Raw genomic sequence first — 14,589 nt, forward strand, 5'->3', positions numbered from 1 at the left:
CAAAATTAATCGCCCATATATCGGCGATACGGTCACCCTCATGCCTGCCGAGACCGCCGAGACCGCCTCCGAGTTCGCCACCGTCACGGGTTGGGGCCGCACCGCTCCCTCCACCGCGCGTCTGGTCCGCCCCCGGACCTACGCGGAGGCCGTCGCGGCGGTCCGCGACTGCGGAGCCCGCGGAAGCATCCCCAGGGGCCTGGGGCGGGCCTACGGGGACGCGGCGCAGAACGCCGGCGGGTCGGTGATCGACCTGACCGGCCTGGACCGGATCCACGTCATCGACGCCGGTGCCGGGATCGTCCTGTGCGACGCGGGAGTCTCCCTGCACCGGCTCATGAAGGTCCTGCTGCCGCTCGGCTGGTTCGTACCCGTGACCCCCGGCACCCGGTACGTGACCGTGGGCGGCGCGATCGGCGCCGACATCCACGGCAAGAACCACCATGTGTCCGGGTCGTTCACCCGCCATGTGCTGTCCTTCGAACTGCTCACGGCGGACGGCACGATCCGCACGGTGGACCGGGGCACCGACCTGTTCGACGCGACCGCCGGCGGTATGGGCCTGACCGGCGTCGTCCTGACGGCCAGGATCCGGCTCCAGCCGGTCGGGACGTCCCTGATGTCGGTCGACACCGAGCGGGCCGCCGACCTCGACGACCTGATGGCCCGGCTGACGGCCGGCGACCACCGCTACCACTACTCGGTCGCCTGGATCGACCTCCTCGCGCGCGGGGCGGCCACCGGACGCGCGGTCCTGACCCGCGGCGGGCACGCGCCGCCTGACGCGCTGTCCGCCCGCGCCCGCAGGGACCCGCTCGCGTTCCGCCCGTCCCGGCTGCCGCCCGCCCCCGCCTTCCTGCCGAACGGCCTGCTCACCCGGGCTACCGTCGGACTGTTCAACGAACTGTGGTTCCGCAGGGCGCCACGCGCGCGTACCGGCGAACTCCAGAGCCTCGCCGCCTTCTTCCACCCTCTCGACGGCGTCCCGCACTGGAACCGCGTCTACGGCCGCGACGGCTTCGTGCAGTACCAGTTCGTCGTCGGGTACGGCCGGGAGGACACCCTGCGCCGGATCGTGCGGCGCATCTCCGCCCGCCGCTGCCCGTCCTTCCTGGCCGTCCTCAAGCGGTTCGGGGACGCCGATCCCGGCTGGCTCTCCTTCCCGCGCCCGGGCTGGACCCTCGCCCTGGACATCCCGGCCGGACTGCCCGGCCTCGGCGTGTTCCTCGACGAACTGGACGAGGAGGTGGCCACGGCGGGCGGCCGCGTCTACCTCGCCAAGGACTCCCGGCTGCGCCCCGAACTGCTCACCGCGATGTACCCGCGCCTCGACGACTTCCGCGCGCTGCGCGCGGAGCTGGACCCGCGCGGGGTGTTCGTGTCGGACCTCGCCCGCCGGCTCAACTTCCAGGAGTCACCATGAAGGACGCCTTCGGCCTCCCCCAGTCCCTTCTCGTCCTCGGCGGTACGTCCGAGATCGGCCTGGCCACCGCGCGCCGCCTGATCGCCCGCCGCACCCGCACGGTGTGGCTGGCCGGGCGCCCGTCGCCCGCCCTGGAGTCCGCCGCCGCCGGGCTGCGCACCCTGGGGGCGGACGTGCACACCGTCCCCTTCGACGCGCTCGACCCCGGGTCCCACGAGGCGGTCCTCGGCAAGGTCTTCGCGGAGGGCGACGTCGATCTCGTGCTGCTGGCCTTCGGCGTGCTCGGCGACCAGGCGAACGACGAGCGCGACCCGTCGGCCGCGGTGCGGGTCGCGCAGACCAATTACACGGGGGCGGTGTCGGCGGGGCTGGCCGGGGCGCGCGCCCTCCAGACCCAGGGCCACGGCTCTCTGGTCGTCCTCTCCTCGGTCGCCGGCGAGCGGGCCCGCCGCTCGAATTTCATCTACGGCTCCAGCAAGGCGGGTCTCGACGCCTTCGCCCAGGGTCTGGGCGACGCGCTGCACGGCACCGGCGTCCATGTCATGGTCGTACGCCCCGGGTTCGTCCGGACGAGGATGACCGCCGGTCTCGAGGAGGCGCCGCTGGCGACCACCCCGGAGGCGGTCGCCACGGCCGTCGAGCTGGGGCTGCGCCGCCGCTCGGAGACGGTGTGGGTGCCAGGGGTGCTGCGCGTGGTGATGTCGGCGCTGCGGCACACACCGCGCGGGCTGTTCCGCAGGCTGCCGATCTAGGACAGGCTCCTGGGACAGGCCGCTAGCGCGTCGGCAGTGAACCCCGGTCGACGTGGGCGGCCTGCGGGGGGACGACCGCGCCTCCGAAGGCGAAGTCGCGCAGTTTGCGCCAGACGCCGTCGGGGCCCTGCTCGGCGAGGGCGAAACCGGTGCACGACCAGTCGGCCTCGTAGTGGGCGAGCTCGTCGAAGGCCCGGTCCATGGCCGCCTCGTCGATCCCGTGCGCGACGGTGACATGCGGGTGGTAGGGGAACTGGAGCTCGCGGGTCAGCGGCCCGGAGGCGGCACGGATCCGCTGCTGGAGCCGGGCGCAGGTCTCGGCGCCCTGGACGACCCGCACATAGACCACCGGCGACATGGGCCGGAAGGTGCCGGTGCCGGACAGCCTCATCGGGAAGGGCCGGCCGGCCGCGGCGACCGCGCCGAGGTGGACCTCGACGGCCGGCAGCGCGCTCGCCTCGACCTCGGTCGGCGGCAGCAGCGTGACGTGCGTGGGGATGCCGTGCGCCGCGGCGTCGCCGAAGCCCACGCGCCGCTCCTGGAGCAGGCTGCCGTGAGGCTCCGGGACCGCGATCGACACGCCGATCGTTACGGTCCCCACGTCTTCTCCTTCGTCATGTCGCCCTGGCGGGGTGTGTTGCCGGGTTCGTACTCAGTCGTACGGCTATCGACTGTACGGCTACGGCTGTGCTCTGGGCAGGCGCAGGGAAAGTGATGTGCAGCGCTCTGCCCGGAGGAACAGGTGTGCGGTGCGCCCCGAGTGCTTCCGCGCGCCGCCCCGAGTGCTTCCGCGCCACTCAGTGCTTCGCGGGCAGGAAGCCCACGCGCTCGTACGTCCGGGAGAGCGTCTCCGCGGCGACGGCACGTGCCTTCTCCGCGCCCTTGGCGAGGACCGAGTCGAGCGTCTCGGGGTCGTCCAGGTACTGCTGGGTGCGGTCCCTGAACGGCGTCACGAAGTCGACGACGACCTCGGCGAGGTCCGTCTTGAGCGCGCCGTACAGCTTGCCCTCGTAAGCCTGCTCCAGCTCCGGAACGCTCGTGCCGGTCAGCGTGGAGTAGATGCTGAGCAGGTTGCTCACGCCGGGCTTGTTCTCGGTGTCGTAGCGGATCACCGTGTCGGTGTCCGTGACCGCGCTCCTGACCTTCTTCGCGGTGACCTTCGGCTCGTCGAGCAGGTTGATGAGGCCCTTCGGCGTGGACGCCGACTTGCTCATCTTGATCGACGGGTCCTGGAGGTCGTAGATCTTCGCCGTCTCCTTCGGGATGTACGGCTTCGGGATCGTGAAGGTCTCGCCGTAGCGGCCGTTGAAGCGCTCGGCGAGGTCACGGGTGAGCTCGATGTGCTGGCGCTGGTCCTCGCCGACCGGCACCTCGTTGGCCTGGTACAGCAGGATGTCCGCGACCTGGAGGATCGGGTACGTGAACAGGCCCACGGAGGCGCGGTCGGCGCCCTGCCTGGCGGACTTGTCCTTGAACTGGGTCATCCGGCCGGCCTCGCCGAAACCGGTGAGGCAGTTCATGACCCAGGCCAGCTGGGCGTGCTCGGGAACGTGGCTCTGGACGAAGAGCGTGCAGCGCTCCGGGTCGAGACCGGCCGCGAGGAGCTGCGCGGCTGCCAGCCGCGTGTTCGCGCTGAGTTCCTTCGGGTCCTGCGGGACCGTGATCGCGTGCAGGTCGACGACCATGTAGAACGCGTCGTGGGACTCCTGCAGGGCCACCCACTGGCGGACGGCGCCGAGGTAGTTGCCGAGGTGGAACGAACCTGCGGTGGGCTGGATTCCGGAGAGCACGCGCGAACCGGGCAGCGGCGCGAAGCGCCCCGTCTGAGGGCGGTGGTGGGCGACGGGCGGGCGGTCTGTGGCCATGCGTTCATTGTCTCAGAGCGCGGGGACCGCCCGGAACGGGTCCCGGGCGGCCGTCGGGGCCGCCCGGGTGCCGCCGGCGTCAGCCGAGGTCGATCTCCGGGTACAGCGGGAAGCCCGCCACCAGGTCCGTCGCCCTGCGGGAGATCTCGTCGGCGGTCTTCTCGTCCAGGACGTGGGACGCCTTCGACGGCGCGCCCGACTTGGTCGTGCCGGGCTCGGTGGCGGTGAGGACCCGGTCGATCAGGGCCGCCACCTCGTCCATCTCGGCCGTGCCCAGGCCCCGGGTGGTCAGCGCCGGCGTACCGATGCGGATGCCGGAGGTGTACCAGGCGCCGTTCGGGTCGGCGGGGATGGCGTTGCGGTTGGTGACGATGCCCGAGTCGAGCAGGGCCGCCTCGGCCTGCCGGCCGGTGAGGCCGTAGGAGGAGGCGACGTCGATCAGGTTCAGGTGGTTGTCCGTGCCCCCGGTGACCAGGGTCGCGCCGCGCCGCATCAGGCCCTCCGCCAGCGCGCGGGAGTTGTCGACGATGCGCTGGGCGTAGTCCTGGAAGGACGGCTGACGTGCCTCGGCGAGGGCGACGGCCTTGGCGGCCATGACGTGCGGGAGCGGGCCGCCGAGGACCATCGGGCAGCCGCGGTCGACCTGGTCCTTGAGGGAGTCGTCGCACAGGACCATGCCGCCGCGCGGGCCGCGCAGGGACTTGTGGGTGGTGGTCGTCACGATCTGGGCGTGCGGCACCGGGTCGAAGTCGCCGGTCAGGACCTTGCCCGCGACCAGGCCCGCGAAGTGGGCCATGTCGACCATCAGGGTCGCGCCCACCTCGTCGGCGATCTCGCGCATGATCCGGAAATTCACCAGCCGGGGGTACGCCGAGTAGCCGGCCACGATGATCAGCGGCTTGAAGTCGCGGGCCGAGGCGCGCAGGGCCTCGTAGTCGATGAGGCCGGTCGCCGGGTCGGTGCCGTAGGAGCGCTGGTCGAACATCTTGCCGCTGATGTTCGGGCGGAAGCCGTGGGTGAGGTGGCCGCCCGCGTCCAGGGACATGCCCAGCATGCGCTGGTTGCCGAAGGCCTGGCGCAGCTCGGCCCAGTCGGCCTCGGAGAGGTCGTTGACCTGGCGGACGCCCGCCTTGGCGAGGGCCGGGACCTCCACCCGGTCGGCGAGGACGGACCAGAAGGCGACGAGGTTGGCGTCGATGCCGGAGTGCGGCTGGACGTAGGCGTGCCGGGCGCCGAAGAGCTCGCGGGCGTGCTCGGCGGCCAGCGACTCGACGGTGTCCACGTTGCGGCAGCCGGCGTAGAAGCGGCGGCCGATCGTGCCCTCGGCGTACTTGTCGCTGAACCAGTTGCCCATCGCGAGGAGGGTGGCCGGCGAGGCGTAGTTCTCCGAGGCGATCAGCTTGAGCATCTCGCGCTGGTCGTGGACCTCCTGGCCGATGGCGTCGGCGACGCGCGGCTCGACGGCGCGGATCACGTCGAGCGCGGCGCGGAAGGCGATGGACTCGGTGGAGAGGGGCTGCTGGTCGGACATGTCGCGGCCTCCGGGTGGCGTGGCGTACGAGCGGTCACGGTCTCGGTCTGGCCCAGGCGCACGGCACTCTGTCACTCACAGGCCGCTCCCCGATGGTCCGTCCCATCCCAGCGCGCCAGTCACGGCCCGCTCGCCAGCCTACCGGGCACACCCGAAACCCGAGGTCCGGCGTCCACCATGCGAGCGACGCCGGACCGGTGCCGGACCACGGCTCCACCAGGTCGGCGGGGGCCGGAGGGTTCGGAGAGAGCCGGGGGGTTCGGCGGGGGCCGGAGGGGTCGGAGAGAGCCGGGGGGTTCGGCGGGGGCCGGAGGGGTCCGGCGAGGACCGGCGAGGACCGGCGAGGACCGGCGAGGACCGGCGAGGACCGGCGAGGACCGGCGAGGACCGGCGAGGACCGGCGAGGACCGGCGGGGCTAAAGGATCACGTGGGGCAGGAAGCGGGCGTACTCGTCCGTGACCAGGCCGGAGGACTCGCGGATGCCGAGGCCCGCCGACTCGTCCTCCACCACCCACGCGCCGAGGACGACATGGTTTCCGTCGAACGCGGGGAGGGGCGCCAACTGCTGGTAACAGCAGGGCTCGTCGGTGCGCGGGACGGGCGTGGAGCCGGGTTCGTGCAGGGTGACGCCGGCCCCCTCGCGGCCCAGCAGCGGCTTGGCGACGTAGCCGGTGGTGGCCGCCAGTTCGCGGGGGCCGTCGAGGTAGGCGGGGAGGAGGTTGGGGTGGCCGGGGTACAGCTCCCACAGGACGGCCAGCAGGGCCTTGTTGCTGAGGAGCATCTTCCAGGCCGGTTCGATCCACATCGTCGTGCCGGTGCCGCCGCCGTTGTCGAGGCCGTCCAGGACATGGCCGGCGAAGCGGTCGGTGGTCAGCCACTCCCACGGGTAGAGCTTGAAGCAGCTTCGGATGAAGCGGAGTCGGCGGTCGACGAAGCGGCCGGACAGCGGGTCCCAGCCGATCTCCTCCATGGAGATCCAGTCGGTGTCCAGGCCGGCCTGATCGGCGGTCTCCTTGAGATAGGCGACCGTCATGAGGTCCTCGCCCAGTTCGTCCTCCGAGGAGTGCGCGAAGTAGAGCGGGCTGCCGGGCGGCAGGAGGGCGGCCTGTTTCCTCCAGGCCGCGATCAGGCGTTCGTGGAGGGAGTTCCACTGGTCGGCGCCGGGGAAGCGGTCCTCCATCCAGAACCACTGCGGGGAGGCCGCCTCCACGAGCGAGGTGGGGGTGTCGGCGTTGTACTCCAGGAGCTTCGCCGGGCCGGTGCCGTCGTAGCGGAGGTCGAAGCGGCCGTAGACAGAGGGTAGTTCGGCGCGCCGGTGCCAGGCCTCGGCGACCGCCGCCGCGATCCGCGGGTCGGTGATGCCGAGGTCGGCGAGGCGGTCCGACTCGACGAGGTGGGCGGCCGCCGCCAGGCACATGCTGTGCAGTTCCTCGACGGTCTCCTCCAGTGCCTCGACCTCGTCGAGGGTGAAGGCGTAGTACGCGCTCTCGTCCCAGTAGGGGCGCAGTCGGCCGTCGGGGTGGCGGGTGAGGGGGTAGACGAGTCCCTGTTCCTCGACGGTCCGCTGCCAGTCGGGGCGGGGTTCGACGGTGTGACGTCGCATGGGTGCCGGTGTCCTGTTCAGCCGCTCGGTCGTCCGGTCGTCCGGTCGCTCGGTCGCTCGGTCGTCCGGTCGCTCAGCCGCCGGAGCTGCCTTTGTGGCTGCCGCCGTCGCTGTCGCCGCCGAAGCCGCCGCGGCTGACACCGCTGCCTCCGCTGCCTCCGGTGCCGCTGCTCGAACCGCCGGAGCCCTTGCCCGGCTTGGCGAGGGCGCCGCCGTCGACCCAGGAGCCGTTCTTCTTGCCGCCGTCGTACCAGACGCCGTTCGCCGGGGACTTGCCGGACTTGCAGTTCGTGTCGGCGACGACCTTGTAGCCCTTGGCGCGGTTGTAGCTGTCGCGGTCGACGCAGCGCTTGTCGGGGTCGTCGGAGGAGCAGGCGGTCAGGGCCGCCGCGAGGACTCCCATGCCGCCGAGTACGACCGTGCCCGAGCGAAGTCTGCGACGTGCGTCCGCCATGGTTCCGTCTCCCCGTTGTCGCACCGCCCCTACGGCGATTTCCGGCCGTCAGCCTAGACACCGTGCCGAGCGCGACCGAAGGCGCCCCGCCCACGAGCCGTTCCCCTACAGTCCTTTCGTGCTCTTCGGAATGATGTGCGCCCTCGGCGCGGCGGTCTGCTTCGGTACCGCGACGGTGTTGCAGGCGGTGGCGGCGCGTGCCGCCGCCGACGGGAGCGGCGGCGACGCGGCGCTGCTCCTGCGGGCGGTGCGGCAGTGGCGGTATCTGGCGGGGCTCGGGCTGGACGGGCTGGGGTTCCTGTTCCAGATCGCCGCGCTGCGGTCGGTGCCGATCTACGCCGTGGGGGCGGCACTCGCCTCCAGCCTGGCCGTGACGGCGGTGGTCGCGGCCCGGCTGCTGCATGTGCGGCTGAGCCGGACCGAGTGGGCGGCGGTGGGGGTGGTGTGCGCGGGGCTGGCGATGCTGGGGCTGGCGGCGGGGACGGAGGGCGAGGAGAGCGGTCCGCCGGCGCTGCCGTGGGTGATGCTCGGCGCGGCGGGTGGGGTGCTGCTGCTGTGGCCGGCCGGCCGGCGACTGGCCGGGCGCGGACGGGCGTTGGTGCTGGGCCTCGGGGCCGGTTTCGGGTTCGGGGTGGTCGAGGTGACGGTGCGGTTGATCGACTCGCTCGCCCCCCTGGATCTGCTCACCGACCCGGCGGTGTACGCCCTGCTGCTGGGTGGCGGTGCCGCGTTCCTGATGCTGACGTCGGCTCTCCAGCAAGGGTCGGTGACGACGGCCACGGCCGGGATAGTGATCGGGGAGACGATCGGACCGGCCCTGGTGGGGGTGGTGTGGCTGGGCGACCGCACCCGGGAGGGGTTCGGCTGGCTGGCCGTGCTGGGTTTCGCCGTCGCGGTGGCGGGAGCGCTGGCACTGGCCCGGTTCGGGGAGGCACCCGAAACGGCACCGGCTCCACAACCGGAACCCGCGCCGGAGCCGCCCGTCAGGCCATCGCCTCCGTGATGCCGTCCCACAGGCGGCTCCTGGCCTCCAGCGCGAGGGTGGCCGTCTCGACGGCCTCCTGCCAGCGCGTGTCGTCCTCGCCGCACAGGTCGGCCACCATCTGCATGGCCATGGGGGTGTGCTCCTCGCCGTCGACCTCGATGTGGCGGGCCAGATAGTCGCGGAAGAGCGGGAACCGGTCGGTGCCCTCCTTCCTGATCACCTGGTCGAACATGTCCGGGATGAGGTCCTCCCGGGCGAAGGCGAAGGCCGCGGCCCGGCAGTGCAGGGGCCGGTCGGCGATGATCTCGAAGGTCGTGCGCACGAACTCGGCGGCTGGGGCGGGGACCTGGGCGACCCGCAGCGCGGACGGCACGTCGTGGCCCTCGCCGATCAGCGCGACGAAGGTGTCGATCCGGGCCGTGGGGGCGCCCGCCTCGTCCATCCCCGCGCGGTAGAGCTCGAAGTGGCTGGTGAACCCGCCGTTCAGCTCGTCGCTCTCCTCGACCAGCACCATGTCGTTGACGAGCCGCCGGCTCACCCCCTCCGAGCCGCGCGGCACCCAGGGGACGTCGACGCAGGTGAGGTCGCGCTGGAGCGACTTGAGCAGGGACATGAAGTCCCAGACCGCGAACACGTGGTGCGCCATGAACGTCGCCATGTCCTCCCGGCTGCTCATCCGCTGGTAAATCGGATGGGCGGTCACTTCCTTTCGGGCCTGTTCTATCGCGGAACGGGCCTTTCCGATTCCCTCGTCCGTCATGTTCCAGTCGTGCCTGGACATGGTTCTCCTTCGGTCCGGAAGCAGTAAGGAAGCCGACACGGAATCCCGTACGGGATCGGCGCGGGAGCGGCACGGGAGCGATACGGGAGCGATACGGGAGCTCGATCGTGCACTTACCTCGCCGCACCGGCAAGCGCTTCCAGGAATTCCGCATAAGTTACCGGCAGTACCACCCGCCGGAAGATGTCGAGACCGCAGAAAAGCCAATGAAAAGCCACTTTCCGGACACTTGAAGACAGTTGTAGAACTTTGAAGAACCTGTGAACGCAAGCGCTCTCCGTTGCGTACTCGACGGTGTGACCAGTAATCCCGTCACCGTCACCTCCGCATATCGAGTGGTGCCGGGCCGTGAGGTCGACTTCCATTCCTGGGGGTGGGCCATGCTGGGCGCGAGCGCACGGCAACCCGGCTTCCTGGGGGGCGGTGTACTTGTCGATGGAGAGGCGGAGTGGCATGTGGTCTATCGCTTCGCCACCGAAGGCACGGCCCGGGCCTGGGAGGACTCGACCGACCGGCAGGAGTGGCACGGCCGCGCGCTGGGCATCGCCCAGGAGACGGACCGCAGAAGCGTGCGCGGCACCAAGGCCTGGTTCGACTCCCAGATCCCCGGGCCGAAGACGCCGGCCCCGCCGTCGAAGTGGAAGCTGTGGTTCGTGAATATGAGCGCGGTTTTCCCACCGGTGCTCCTTTTCAATGTGATCGCGCTCCCCTATCTCGGCGGCCTCAATCCCATTGTTCGCACGCTACTACTCTGCCTTTGCGTGACGGCCCTCGTCACATGGATTCTCATGCCTCGCCTTCAGCGTTTCTTCAAGAAATGGCTGTATCCACCGCTCCAGGCGCTTCGCGGACGGCATAAAAGACGGACCGCGTAGAACCCGAGAACGACCCTAGGGAGGTGGGCGGGTGAAGACCCTGCTCATCGACAATTACGACTCGTACACGTACAACCTGTTCCAGCTGATCGCCGAGGTCAACGGCGAGGAGCCGGTGGTGATCCTCAATGACGCCCCCGCGGGCGCCGTTCCCGATCTCGCGGCTTTCGACAACGTCGTGGTGTCACCCGGACCCGGGCATCCGTCGAAAACACGTGACTTCGGTATCAGCGCCAGAGTGCTGGCCGACTCCCCGGTGCCGGTGCTCGGCGTCTGCCTCGGCCACCAGGGCATCGCGTACAGGGAGGGCGGCCGGGTGGCGCCCGCCCCTGAGCCGCGGCACGGGCATCTGTCGGCCGTCCGCCACGACGGACGGGACCTGTTCCACGGTCTGCCGCAGAACTTCACCGCGGTCCGCTACCACTCGCTGTCCGTACGCGAGCCGCTGCCCGACACCCTGGAGGCCACCGCCTGGGCGGAGGACGGCGTCCTGATGGGGCTGCGGCACCGCGAACGGCCCCTGTGGGGCGTGCAGTTCCACCCGGAGTCGGTGCTCACCGACTACGGCCACCGGATGCTGATGAACTTCCGCAACCTCACGGCCGACCGGGCCCGCAAGACCCGCTCGAAGAACACGGCGGTCACTCCGGCCGCGGCGGCGATGCCGACCCGCTCGGTGATCGTTCCCCGGCCGCGCCGGGCCGAGGGCCCCGCCCATCGGCTGCACACCCGCCGTCTCGCCGGGGCGATCGACGCGGAGGCCGCCTTCACCCGGCTGTACGCCGACTCGCCGCGGGCGTTCTGGCTGGACAGCTCCCGGGTCGAGCGGGGACTCTCCCGCTTCTCGTTCTTCGGCGACGACAGCGGTCCGCTCGCCGAGTTCGTCCGGTACGACGTCGAGGCCGGCCGCTGCGAGATCGAACGGGCGGGGCGGCCGCCGCGCAAGGTCCGGGCGAGCGTCTTCGACTATCTCAAGCGGCAGCTGGCGAACCGCCGCGTCGACGCCACCGGGCTGCCCTTCGACTTCACCGGCGGCTACGTCGGCTACTTCGGCTACGAGACGAAGGCCGACTGCGGCTCCCCGAACCGGCACACCGCCACCACCCCGGACGCCTGCTGGCTGTTCGCCGACCGGCTGATCGCGGTGGACCACGAGAAGGGCTTCACCTACGCGGTCTGCCTGGCGGAGGACACTCCCCAGGCCACCCTCGAGGCCACCGACTGGCTCGAGAACACCCTGGGCCGGCTGACCTCCCTGCCCACCGAGCCCGACCGGACACGGCCGGCGGAGCCCGAGGCGGGCGAGCCGGACAGGGTGACGCGGGGTGCGATCACGGCCGGGGCCAGCGATGCCGGTGGGGTCGGTGATGTAGGTGGCGTCGGTGGTGTCGGTGGTGTCGAGCCCTGGTTGGTGCGGGGCCGGGCGACCTACCTCGCGGACATCGAGGCCTGCAAGCGTGAACTCGCCGCGGGCACCAGTTACGAGATCTGCCTGACCAACGCCGCGACGCTACCCGCTCCGGACGACGCGTACGGCTTCTACCGGGTGCTGCGCCGCGTCAATCCCGCGCCCTACGCCGCCTTCCTGCGCTTCGGTGACCTCGACGTGGTCGGCTCCTCGCCCGAGCGGTTCCTGCGGATCACCCGGGACGGCGTCGCCGAAGCCAAGCCGATCAAGGGGACCGCGCCGCGCGGGGCCGGTCCGCTGGAGGACGCCCGGCTCAGGGAGGCGCTGGCGGCGGACGCCAAGACCCGCGCCGAGAACCTGATGATCGTCGACCTGCTCCGCAACGACCTGGGGCGGGTCTGCCGGACCGGGACCGTGCGGGTCTCCCGGCTCATGGCCACCGAGACGTACGCGACCGTGCACCAGCTCGTCTCCACCGTCGAGGGCCGGCTGCGCGAGGACACGGACGCGGTGGACTGCGTACGCGCCTGCTTTCCCGGCGGGTCGATGACCGGGGCGCCGAAGCAGCGCACGCTGGAGATCATCGACGGGCTGGAGACCGAGGCGCGCGGCGTGTACGCGGGTGCCCTCGGCTACCTGGGGTGCAGCGGCGGCGCGGACCTCAGCGTCGTCATCCGGACCGCCGTCCTGGCCGACGGCGTGATGCGGATGGGGGCGGGGGGTGCGATCGTCCTGGACTCCGATCCGGTCGCGGAGTACGACGAGATGCTGCTGAAGACGGCCGCGCAGATGCGGGCCCTGCGGGAGCACAACGCGGCGCGGCCGACGGCGCCCGGCGAGAGGGTCACCCGATGACGGCCGCACGGCCGGCGACGGCCACACGGTCCACGACGACCTCCCCGTCCACGACGACCGCACCGTCCGCGACGGCCACACGGTCCACGACGGCAGCACCGTCCACGACGACCTCCCCGTCCACGACGACCGCACCGTCCGCGACGGCCACACGGTCCACGACGGCAGCACCGTCCACGACGACCTCCCCGTCCACGACGACCGCACCGTCCGCGACGGCAGCCGACGCCGCGACCGTCGGCGGCCGTGCCACGGCGGCTCCGCGTCCCCCGGTGGTTTCCGGTGCCGCCGTGCCCCGGGGGGACGCCGCAGGGCCCGGCAATCTCGCCGCGTATCTCGCCGACCTCGCCGAGCGGCGTGGGTGGGGCGGCCGGGCCGCGTTCCATCAGGGGCACCAGGTGTGGACCCACGGTGAGGCGCACGGGCTCGGAGCGCGGGCGGCCCGGGTGCTCACGGATCACGGGGTACGGGCCGGGGACCGCGTGCTGCTGGCGCTGCCCGACGGGATCGCGTGGGTGGCGGCCTTCCTCGGAGTCGCCCGGCTGGGGGCCGTGGCCGTCCTGGTCAATCCCGAACTGCCCGCGCCCGAGCACGCGTTCATGGCCGAGGACACCGACGCCGTGCTGTGTGTGACCGGGCCGGGTCTCGAGGACCGTTTCGACGACCGGGCACGCCTCGGCGCCGACCAGTTCCTCGCGCTCGCCCCCGTCACCGAGCCTGCCGCCGCCCACCCGGTGGACGCGCACGCGCCGCTGTACGTGCAGTACACCTCCGGCACGACGGGCCGTCCGAAGGGGGTCGTGCACACGCACGGTGACCCGAAGACCTACCACGCCCTCATCGGACGGCGGCTGCTCGGGATCACCGAGGAGGACGTCACGCTGTCGGTGTCGAAGCTGTACTTCGCCTACGGCTTCGGCAACGCCTTCGTCTTCCCGCTCTTCTCCGGCTCCAGCGCCGTGCTGGTGGACCGGCGTCCGACCCCCGCCGCCGTCGACGAACTCGTCGCCCGGCACCGCGTGACCCTGCTCTACTCGGTGCCGTCGGCGTACGCGGCGCTCATCGCCGACCGGGGCAGCGGCCACGCGGCCTGCTTCGCCTCGGTGCGCGCCGCGGTGTCGGCCGGCGAGGGCCTGCCGGGCGGGCTCGGCGGACAGATCACCGAGTTGCTCGGCGCGCCCGTGCTGGAACAGATCGGCTCCACCGAGGCCGGTCACGCCTTCTGCGCCAACAGTCTCGGCCACGACCACCCGGGCACCGTCGGGCGTCCCGTCCCGGGGTTCGACGTGGAGCTGCGCGACCGTGCCGGGCGGCCCGTGCCCGACGGCGCGGAGGGGGAACTGTGGGTGCGCGGGCCCACGGTGACGCCCGGCTATCTGAACCGGCCCGAGGAGACGCGGCGCACGCTGGTCGGCGGCTGGCTCGCCACCCACGACCGGGCGCGCCGCGAACCGGACGGCGCCTACCGCCACCTGGGCCGCACCGACGACATGGAGATGGTCGGCGGAATCACCGTCTCCCCCCTGGAGGTGGAGGCCGTCCTGCGCGCCCACCCGGCGGTCGGGGAGGTCGCGGTGGCAGCGGTCCCGGACGCCCACGGCCGCACCCGCCTACGAGCCTTCGTCGTCCCCGCCACCCGGACCACCCCGACCACTCCCCCGGGCCCCACCGGCCCCACCAGCGTGTCCGGCCCCACCGGCCTGTCCGGCCCGTCCGGCGGCCCCACCGGCTCTGCCCGTCCCACCGGTCCCACCGGAACACCCGGCCTGTCCAGCCCCACCGGAACACCCGGCCCGTCCGGCCCCACCAGCTCCGCCCGTCCCACCAGTCACACCGGAACACCCGGCCCCACCGGTCCCACCGGCCTGTCCGGCCCGTCCGGCCCCACCGGCTCCGCCCATCCCACCGGTCCCACCGGAACACCCGGCCTGTCCAGCCCCACCGGAACACCCGGCCCGTCGGGCCCCACCAGCTCCGCCCGTCCCACCAGTCACACCGGAACACCCGGCCCCACCGGTCCCACCGGCCTGTCCGGCCCGTCCGGCCCCACCGGCTC

13 protein-coding genes and 1 riboswitch are annotated in these 14,589 nt (G+C 72.1%); of the genes, 6 read left to right on the forward strand and 7 right to left on the reverse strand.

Annotated features, from left to right (window positions below):
• Positions 1 to 40 precede the first annotated feature (40 nt).
• Together ACFWBB_RS13880 and ACFWBB_RS13885 are read left to right on the forward strand one after the other, a co-directional pair.
• Positions 41 to 1,423, forward strand: coding sequence for an FAD-binding protein (locus ACFWBB_RS13880; protein WP_385270480.1), 1,383 nt, complete (start codon positions 41 to 43; stop codon positions 1,421 to 1,423).
• The gene (locus tag ACFWBB_RS13885) at positions 1,420 to 2,175 is read left to right on the forward strand and encodes a decaprenylphospho-beta-D-erythro-pentofuranosid-2-ulose 2-reductase (protein WP_385270483.1); all 756 of its coding nucleotides are present in this window, start codon (positions 1,420 to 1,422) and stop codon (positions 2,173 to 2,175) included. The genes ACFWBB_RS13880 and ACFWBB_RS13885 overlap by 4 nt, the downstream gene beginning before the upstream one ends.
• A gap of 22 nt (positions 2,176 to 2,197) precedes the next feature.
• Here ACFWBB_RS13885 and ACFWBB_RS13890 read toward each other — a convergent pair whose 3' ends face one another.
• The 5 genes from ACFWBB_RS13890 to ACFWBB_RS13910 all read right to left on the reverse strand — a co-directional run bounded on the left by ACFWBB_RS13890 (position 2,198) and on the right by ACFWBB_RS13910 (position 7,629).
• A complete protein-coding gene (locus tag ACFWBB_RS13890) occupies positions 2,198 to 2,776 on the reverse strand; it encodes a 2'-5' RNA ligase family protein (RefSeq protein WP_385270486.1) in 579 nt (192 codons plus the stop codon).
• Between the two features lie 196 nt (positions 2,777 to 2,972).
• A complete protein-coding gene (gene trpS / locus ACFWBB_RS13895) occupies positions 2,973 to 4,040 on the reverse strand; it encodes a tryptophan--tRNA ligase (protein WP_385270489.1) in 1,068 nt (355 codons plus the stop codon).
• Positions 4,041 to 4,119: 79 nt separating this feature from the next.
• On the reverse strand, positions 4,120 to 5,571 hold the full coding sequence (locus ACFWBB_RS13900) for a glycine hydroxymethyltransferase (RefSeq protein WP_385270492.1): 1,452 nt from the start codon (positions 5,569 to 5,571) through the stop codon (positions 4,120 to 4,122).
• A 43-nt stretch (positions 5,572 to 5,614) separates the two neighbouring features.
• Positions 5,615 to 5,704: riboswitch (ZMP/ZTP riboswitch) on the reverse strand.
• Positions 5,705 to 5,987: 283 nt separating this feature from the next.
• Complete coding sequence (locus ACFWBB_RS13905; RefSeq protein ID WP_385270495.1) at positions 5,988 to 7,175, reverse strand: glutathionylspermidine synthase family protein; 1,188 nt, start codon at positions 7,173 to 7,175, stop codon at positions 5,988 to 5,990.
• Positions 7,176 to 7,248: 73 nt separating this feature from the next.
• The gene (locus tag ACFWBB_RS13910; protein WP_385270498.1) at positions 7,249 to 7,629 is read right to left on the reverse strand and encodes a hypothetical protein; all 381 of its coding nucleotides are present in this window, start codon (positions 7,627 to 7,629) and stop codon (positions 7,249 to 7,251) included.
• Between the two features lie 130 nt (positions 7,630 to 7,759).
• Between ACFWBB_RS13910 and ACFWBB_RS13915 the strand changes: the two genes are divergently transcribed.
• Positions 7,760 to 8,632 carry a DMT family transporter gene (locus tag ACFWBB_RS13915; RefSeq protein WP_385270594.1) on the forward strand — a complete coding sequence of 291 codons (873 nt, stop codon included), beginning with the start codon at positions 7,760 to 7,762 and terminating at the stop codon, positions 8,630 to 8,632.
• On the opposite strand, the gene ACFWBB_RS13920 is transcribed toward ACFWBB_RS13915, so the two are convergent.
• Positions 8,613 to 9,395 carry a DUF3050 domain-containing protein gene (locus ACFWBB_RS13920; RefSeq protein WP_385270501.1) on the reverse strand — a complete coding sequence of 261 codons (783 nt, stop codon included), beginning with the start codon at positions 9,393 to 9,395 and terminating at the stop codon, positions 8,613 to 8,615. The genes ACFWBB_RS13915 and ACFWBB_RS13920 overlap by 20 nt on opposite strands.
• A 296-nt stretch (positions 9,396 to 9,691) precedes the next feature.
• On the opposite strand from ACFWBB_RS13920, the gene ACFWBB_RS13925 reads away from it, so the two are divergent.
• Positions 9,692 to 10,270, forward strand: coding sequence for a hypothetical protein (locus ACFWBB_RS13925; RefSeq protein WP_385270504.1), 579 nt, complete (start codon positions 9,692 to 9,694; stop codon positions 10,268 to 10,270).
• 31 nt (positions 10,271 to 10,301) lie between these two features.
• Positions 10,302 to 12,533 carry a chorismate-binding protein gene (locus ACFWBB_RS13930; RefSeq protein ID WP_385270507.1) on the forward strand — a complete coding sequence of 744 codons (2,232 nt, stop codon included), beginning with the start codon at positions 10,302 to 10,304 and terminating at the stop codon, positions 12,531 to 12,533.
• Here ACFWBB_RS13930 and ACFWBB_RS13935 read toward each other — a convergent pair.
• Entirely contained in the window at positions 12,523 to 12,786 is a 264-nt protein-coding gene (locus ACFWBB_RS13935) for a hypothetical protein (protein WP_385270510.1), read from the reverse strand. The two genes, ACFWBB_RS13930 and ACFWBB_RS13935, sit on opposite strands and share 11 nt — an antisense overlap.
• A 37-nt stretch (positions 12,787 to 12,823) precedes the next feature.
• On the opposite strand from ACFWBB_RS13935, the gene ACFWBB_RS13940 reads away from it, so the two are divergent.
• Positions 12,824 to 14,589, forward strand: a 1,766-nt coding sequence (locus tag ACFWBB_RS13940; protein WP_385270513.1) for an AMP-binding protein, incomplete at its 3' end; no start/stop codon positions are given.

Origin of the sequence: Streptomyces sp. NPDC060000 (assembly GCF_042737375.1) — a bacterium.
Lineage (GTDB): Bacteria > Actinomycetota > Actinomycetes > Streptomycetales > Streptomycetaceae > Streptomyces.